This is a genomic window from Thermodesulfobacteriota bacterium, assembly GCA_036482575.1.
Lineage (GTDB): Bacteria > Desulfobacterota > GWC2-55-46 > GWC2-55-46 > JAUVFY01 > JAZGJJ01.
Genome location: JAZGJJ010000223.1, coordinates 1 through 6323, shown reverse-complemented (window position 1 = coordinate 6323; position 6323 = coordinate 1). Strand labels below are relative to the sequence as shown.

The window sequence follows — 6323 nt, the reverse complement described above, 5'->3', positions numbered from 1 at the left end:
GTTCAAGACCTTCTTCATCTCGTCCAGGGGCACGCACTTGGGGAGGTCGCGCTTGTTGTACTGTATAACGAAGGGCAGATTCTCCAACTCGTAGCCCTGCTCCTGGAGGTTGACTTTCATGTTATCGAAGCTCTCGATATTGGCGTCCATACGCTCGACCTGGGAGTCCGCAACGAAGATTATCCCGTCGACCCCCTTCAGGATGAGCTTACGGGAAGCGTCATAAAATATCTGCCCCGGCACGGTATAGAGGTGGAATCGGGTTTTAAAGCCCTTTATCTCGCCGAGGGCAAGCGGCAGGAAGTCGAAGAAGAGCGTTCTCTCGGTCTCGGTGGCGAGCGAGATCATCTTGCCCTTTGTCTCGGGCCTGGTCTTGCCGTAGATGTGCTGCAGGTTCGTGGTCTTTCCGCAAAGACCCGGACCGTAATAGACTATCTTACAGTTTATCTCTCTTGCCGAGTAGTTTATAAAAGACATTCGTTTTCAGTTCTTTCCTCTCTGAGTTCCGCGGCCCGGACAAAAAAAGAGTTTCTTCGCGGTGGCCGGCCGTGGCCCGCTACTGGAAGAGACCCTCTATATCGTCGTCGGTTATCTCCTCGAGCAGGTTATCCTGCGCATCTCCGCTGTCCATCCGCTTGAGCACCTTGTCTATGGACTTGACGAGCTCGGCGTCCGCCTTTTTGGCCCTTAGCCTCACGAGCCCGAGCGAGGAGCGGTTGTCGAATATAATGACCAGTATGACCCTCTGGGCTATGATGGAAATGTGTATGTTGTCCTTCTCCCCCTCGTGGAAAAGTATGGAGAACTCCTGCTCGCCCACGAGTTTGGCGAGCCCACCGGTGGCGGCTATGTTGCCGGCGGTAAGGGAGGCCAGCGAGGTGGAGTCTATGGCTTCGGTCTCTCCACTCGAGGCTATGAGCTGCCCGTCCTTATCGACGAGGTAGATGCTCTTGGCGTTCGCCTCCTTAACGAGCTTTTCGATTATGGCGGTGATCTCCTTGAGTTCTTCCTCGAACATCACCAGTGAAGCCTGTGCCATGATAAGACCCCCCGTTTTTTCAGTAAACTCTCTTGCCGTCCATCTCCAGGAGTCTTTCCCACTCCAGGTCTATCGTCTTCTGCATCTTTTCGATTATCTCGTCCCCGCCCGGCTTGAAGAGGTGCTTGAAACGCCCCTGGGGCTTGAGCCAATCCTCTACGGGCTTTTTCTCTTTTGGCTTATAGTTTACCTTCAGCACGCCGTCGGCGACCTCGTATAGCGGCCAGTAGCAGGTATCGACCGATAGCTTTGCGAAGCCTATCGAGTCCTCGGGTTTGGTGTACCACCCGAGAGGGCACGGCGACATCACGTTCATGAAGGTCGGCCCCTCCGTCTGAAAGGCCTTCTCGGCCTTCCTGGCGAGGTCCTTCCAGAGGTGCGGGGAGGCCTGCGCGGCGTAGGGCACCCTGTGGGCCACGACTATCCTGGTCAGGTCCTTCCTCCACTCCTGCTTCCCGGGGATCACCGTTCCCGCCGGCGAGGTGGTCGTCGCCGAGCCGAACGGCGTGGCGCTCGAGCGCTGGATGCCGGTATTCATGTAAGCGCCGTTATCGTAACATATATACAGGAAGTTGTGGCCTCTTTCAAGTGCTCCGGAAAGTGCCTGCAGACCTATGTCGTAGGTGCCCCCGTCGCCTCCGAAGGCGACGAACTTCACGTCTCCCTTCATCTTCCCCTTCCTCTTGAAGGCCTTGTACGCGCTCTCCACCCCGCTTATGGTGGCCGCCGCGTTCTCGAACGCCGAGTGTATCCAGGGCACACGCCATGAGGTGTAGGGATAGATGGTGGTGCCCACTTCGAGGCACCCCGTGGCCGTGGTCGCCACTACCGGCGCGCCGGCCGAGCGGAGCACGAGCCTCACTATGGGAGGTATGCCGCAGCCCGAGCAGAGCCTGTGCCCTCCGGTAAAGAGCTCTTCTTTCGATGCCAGTTCTTTAAGTGTAGCCATTTATCAGACTCCGATATATTTAGTGAGGGCGTCCACCTTGCCCGTCTCCGCGACCTTGAAGAGATCCTCTATCACCGCTGCCGCGTCCTTCACTTTAAAGTCCCTTCCGCCGAGCCCGAAGATGCGGCCCACCACGGGCGGTTTTTCCGGAAGCTCGTAAAGAGCGGAGCGAACGTCGGTAAAGATCGGCCCTCCGAAGCCGCTCATCGAGTCGGCCCTGTCGAGCACGCAGACGGCCTTGACCCCCTTGAGCGCTTCTCGTATCTCCTCATGCGGGAAGGGCCTGTAGAGTCTCGGCTTAAGGAGCCCCGCCTTCATCCCTTTCCTCCTCAGCTCGTCTACGGCCACCTTCGTGGTGCCGGCGGCCGAGTTCAAGACCACCACGGCCACATCCGCGTCGTCGAGCCTGTACTCCTCCATAAGGCCGTAGGTGCGTCCGGTGAGCTCGCCGAACTCCTTACCGACCTGGACGACCACGTCCTTTGCGCGCGCTATGGCGCGAGACTGCTCGTGCTTCAGGTCCATGTAGGTGTCGGGAAGCGTCATGGCCCCGTAGGTTACGGGGTTCTCTATGTCGAGAAGCGAGTGCTTCGGGCTGTACTCTCCTATGAACTCCTTGACCTTGCTGTCCTCGATGAGGAAGAGGCTCTCTATGGCATGGCTCGTTATGAAGCCGTCGAGGCAGACCATGGCGGGGGTGAGGACGGTTTCGTGCTCGGCGATGCGCACGGCCTGGAAGATGTTGTCGTAGGCCTCCTGCACGGTCTCGGAGTAAAGCTGTATCCAGCCCGAGTCCCTCGCGCCCATAGAGTCGGAGTGGTCGCAGTGTATGTTTATGGGGGCGGATAGGGCCCTGTTGACCGTGGCCATCACGACCGGGAACCTGAGGCCCGAGGCGATGTAGAGCATCTCCCACATAAGGGCGAGCCCCTGGGAGCTCGTTGCGGTCATGACCCTCGCACCCGCGGCCGCGGCCCCGATGCACGCGCTCATGGCCGAGTGCTCGCTCTCGACCGTGACGAACTCGGTCGATACCTCGCCGTCCGCCGCGTAGCCGGAAAACTCCTCCACCACCTGTGTCGAGGGGGTTATCGGATATGCCGCGCAGACGTCCGGGTCGATCTGCTTCATGGCGTAGGCCACGGCCGAGTTACCGGTATAAGCCACCGCCTTCGTCGCGGCCTTGACAATCGACATCTAAGAGACCTCCTCTTCCATATCTATCGCCTTTATCTTGTCCGGGCACTCAACGGCGCATATGCCGCAGCCCTTGCAGTGCTCCATGTCGAAGCCCACCATCTTCCCGTCCTCCACTATAACGGCCGAGTCCGGGCACATGACCCAGCAGATAAGGCAGTTCGTACACTTCTCCCCGTCGAGGACGGGTTTCAGCTTCCGCCAATCGCCGGTGAAGTAGTCGTCGGCCGAGCCGGCCTTCTCTATAACGCCGCCGAGCGGCATTTTTTTGGCGCTATCCGCCATCCTACTCTCCTTTTACCTCGTCAAAACCCTTTTGTATGGCACAGACGTTGCCGTCTATGACCTTGGGGCTGAACTTCTTCGCGTAGTTTTCCTTGAAGTTGCTTATGAGCGCTTCGATATTCACAATCGAGGTGGCCTTCGCAAGCGCTCCGAGCATCGGGGTGTTCGGCATATGCCTTCCGATGGTCTCCATCGATATCTTCGAGCCGTCGACGGTGAATACCTTCGCCCCACTGCCGTTGAGATCAAGCTCCTTACGCATCTCGGCCGGGCTCTTCTTGGTATTCACTATAAAGACCGCGTCGTCCGGGGTACCGTCGGTCACCCCGCCTGAGGTCTCCATGCCGCCGGAGAGGTCCATGCCGATAAGGGTCGGGTCCACTATAAGGACTATCTTCGGCTCGGTTACCTGGCAGTGCATCCTTATGGGTTCGTCCGAGATCCTGTTATAGGCCCTTACGGGCGCGCCCATCCTCTCGGGTCCGAACTCGGGAAAGGCCTGGACGTGCTTGCCTTCAAAGAGCGCGGTCTCCCCGAGGACCTTCGCGGCCGTTACGACCCCCTGCTGAGCCCTGCCGTGCCATCTTACCTCAATGTAGCTTTCCATGAAAGACCTTTCTCGTTAAAGTTCCTTCCTGCCCTCCATAGCCCTTCCGAGTGTTGAGGGGTCCATGTACTCTATATAGCTCCCGACCGGCACGCCGGAGGCGAGACGGGTGAGCTTGGCTCCGTATTGTTTCAGGAGCTTCATGAGGTATACGGCCGTGGCCTCCCCCTCGGCATCGAAGGAGGTGGCCAGTATAACCTCTTTTACGCCGCCGCCGTCTACCCTCTTAAGGAGTTCCTTGATCCTTATCTCGTCGGGCCCTATCCCCTTAAGCGGCGCGAGCGAGCCGTGGAGGATATGGTACCTTCCCATGTAGGAGCCGACCGACTCGAGGGCGGCCATGTCCTTGTAGTCCCCGACCACGCAGACCGTCGAGGGGTCCCTCGCGTTGTCGGCGCATATCGGGCATGGGTCCCGCTCGGAAAACGACATACATTCGGAGCAGAGCCCCACGCTTTGCTTAACCTCGGTAAGCGCCTTCGCGAGCTCTTCGGCGCAGCCCCCCTCGCCCCCCTTTGCGTTAAGTACGTAAAGCGCGAGCCTTGAAGCCGTCTTCTCTCCTATGCCCGGAAGCCTTGAAAACGCCTCGACAAGCCTCTTAATTGGCTCCGCGTATTGCATATAGCCAGGGTCCCATACCTTCTTTCCGGCTCCAGTTAAAAGAGCCCCGGTATGTCCAGCCCGAGCCCTCCCGTAAGCTTACCCATCTCCTCGGAGGCCATCTCCTTGGAGCGCTTCATGGCCTCGCCGACGGCGGCGACCACCAGGTCCTCGAGCATCTCGACGTCATCCGGGTTGACGACCGACGGGTCTATCTTTAAGGAGACGAGCTGCATACCGCCGGTGACCGTCGCGGTGACCATGCCGCCTCCGGCCGAGGCCTCGCAGGTCTTCTCGGCGAGCTCTTTCTGCACCTCGCCCATCCGCTCCTGCATCTTCCGGGCCTGCTTCATTATATTCCCTAAACCCTTAGACATTGGTCCTCCTCCGGTCCTCTACTACCCTGCCCCCGAATATACGCTTCGCATCGTTAAGGAGCGTATCATCGGGAGTGGGGGGGGCGGCCCCCTCGCTTTCCTTCCGAACGGCCCCCTCCTTTTTTATTTTCACCGGGACCCTCTTTTTAAAGTATTCGCTCGCAATACTCTCCAGGAGGTCCTTCTTTACCAGAAGGAACCCCGGCTCACCGATGACATTAATGGTAAGGCCCGTGGGGCTCAAGGATACGGCTGCGGATTCCAGGGATTTAAAAAGGCGCGGGTTCCTCTGCCTTATATGCTCCATGAATCCCGAGGTAGAGGTTCCGGGCCCCTCGGAGCTCCGAGGCCCCTCCACCCCCACCCCCTCTTCTTTCCCGGCCTTCCGCGCTCTGCCCGCATCCTTACTCCGGCCTTCCGCCGGTCCGCTTTTCCGTACGGCCCCCTCGGCGACCGCCTTCGTCTCCGCCCCCTTCCCCCCCTCCCCCTCCGCCACGTGTGCCGTGCGTGCACTGCGCGCGCCGTGCCCCTCAGCGGCCCCAACCTTTTGCTTCAAGAGCTCAAGCCTTGAAATAAGCTCCGGGACGGACTCGACATCCTCGATGTGGACGGCCCTTAAGAGCGCCATCTCGAAGGAGAACCTCGGGGAGGTACTCCTTGCCACCTCCTCGTAGCCCCGGGTTAAGACGGTGAATATCATCTGGAGCCTGTCGAGACCGATAAGACCCGAAAGCTCCTCAAGGCGGTTCGCTTCACTCTCCGGGAGTTCCAGCAGGCCCGCTCCGCCGCCCTCTCCCGTGACCTTTAGTACCGTAAGGTCCCTTACCTGTTCGAGCAGGTCGGCTGCGGCCTTCTTCAAATCATACCCAAAATTATATATCTTTTCAACAATATTCAGGCACTTTTTGCCGTCCTTCTTAATTACCGCCTCGGTGAGTTCCATAAGGACCGACCTGTCCATGAGCCCCAGGGCCCCGGCCACCGCCTTTTCGTTGATCCCCTCCGTCCCGGCAAAGGCTATGACCTGGTCGAGCAGGCTCTGGGCATCCCGGAGGCTCCCCTCGGCCTCCCTGGTAAGGGAGAAAAGGGCTTCTTCCTCTATCTTTATCCCCTCTTCGGAGGCTATCCGCTTGAGCCGGTCATGTATCTCCCCGAACGCGATACGCCTGAAGTCGAACCTCTGGCACCTGGAGTGTATGGTGGACGGGATCTTATGGGGCTCGGTGGTGGCGAATATGAATATGACGTGCGGGGGCGGCTCCTCGAGGG

The 6323-nt window shown here is 59.1% G+C and carries 9 protein-coding genes; all 9 read right to left on the bottom strand.

Annotated features, from left to right (window positions below):
• The coding region (locus V3W31_09935) for a GTPase domain-containing protein (protein ID MEE9615247.1) at window positions 1-477 on the bottom strand (477 nt) is incomplete at its 3' end.
• 79 nt (window positions 478-556) lie between these two features.
• On the bottom strand, window positions 557-1039 hold the full coding sequence (locus tag V3W31_09930) for a roadblock/LC7 domain-containing protein (protein MEE9615246.1): 483 nt from the start codon (window positions 1037-1039) through the stop codon (window positions 557-559).
• A gap of 19 nt (window positions 1040-1058) precedes the next feature.
• The gene (locus V3W31_09925; protein ID MEE9615245.1) at window positions 1059-1988 is read right to left on the bottom strand and encodes a thiamine pyrophosphate-dependent enzyme; all 930 of its coding nucleotides are present in this window, start codon (window positions 1986-1988) and stop codon (window positions 1059-1061) included.
• 3 nt (window positions 1989-1991) lie between these two features.
• The gene (gene porA / locus V3W31_09920; protein MEE9615244.1) at window positions 1992-3185 is read right to left on the bottom strand and encodes a pyruvate ferredoxin oxidoreductase; all 1194 of its coding nucleotides are present in this window, start codon (window positions 3183-3185) and stop codon (window positions 1992-1994) included.
• On the bottom strand, window positions 3186-3470 hold the full coding sequence (locus tag V3W31_09915) for a 4Fe-4S binding protein (protein ID MEE9615243.1): 285 nt from the start codon (window positions 3468-3470) through the stop codon (window positions 3186-3188).
• Between the two features lies 1 nt (window position 3471).
• Complete coding sequence (locus V3W31_09910) at window positions 3472-4077, bottom strand: 2-oxoacid:acceptor oxidoreductase family protein (protein MEE9615242.1); 606 nt, start codon at window positions 4075-4077, stop codon at window positions 3472-3474.
• Window positions 4078-4092: 15 nt separating this feature from the next.
• Entirely contained in the window at window positions 4093-4698 is a 606-nt protein-coding gene (gene recR / locus V3W31_09905; protein MEE9615241.1) for a recombination mediator RecR, read from the bottom strand.
• Window positions 4699-4733: 35 nt separating this feature from the next.
• Window positions 4734-5054 (bottom strand): YbaB/EbfC family nucleoid-associated protein, encoded by a 321-nt coding sequence (locus tag V3W31_09900; GenBank protein ID MEE9615240.1) that lies wholly within the window; start codon window positions 5052-5054, stop codon window positions 4734-4736.
• Window positions 5047-6323, bottom strand: a 1277-nt coding sequence (locus V3W31_09895) for a hypothetical protein (protein ID MEE9615239.1), incomplete at its 5' end; no start/stop codon positions are given. The genes V3W31_09900 and V3W31_09895, both read right to left, overlap by 8 nt.

Bases quoted from the DNA above. Each gene is read 5' to 3' on its own strand.
- V3W31_09930 (MEE9615246.1), bottom strand. From the start codon at position 1,039: ATGGCACAGGCTTCACTGGTGATGTTCGAGGAAGAACTCAAGGAGATC.
- V3W31_09910 (MEE9615242.1), bottom strand. From the start codon at position 4,077: ATGGAAAGCTACATTGAGGTAAGATGGCACGGCAGGGCTCAGCAGGGG.
- V3W31_09915 (MEE9615243.1), bottom strand. From the start codon at position 3,470: ATGGCGGATAGCGCCAAAAAAATGCCGCTCGGCGGCGTTATAGAGAAG.
- V3W31_09900 (MEE9615240.1), bottom strand. From the start codon at position 5,054: ATGTCTAAGGGTTTAGGGAATATAATGAAGCAGGCCCGGAAGATGCAG.
- recR (MEE9615241.1), bottom strand. From the start codon at position 4,698: ATGCAATACGCGGAGCCAATTAAGAGGCTTGTCGAGGCGTTTTCAAGG.
- V3W31_09925 (MEE9615245.1), bottom strand. From the start codon at position 1,988: ATGGCTACACTTAAAGAACTGGCATCGAAAGAAGAGCTCTTTACCGGA.
- porA (MEE9615244.1), bottom strand. From the start codon at position 3,185: ATGTCGATTGTCAAGGCCGCGACGAAGGCGGTGGCTTATACCGGTAAC.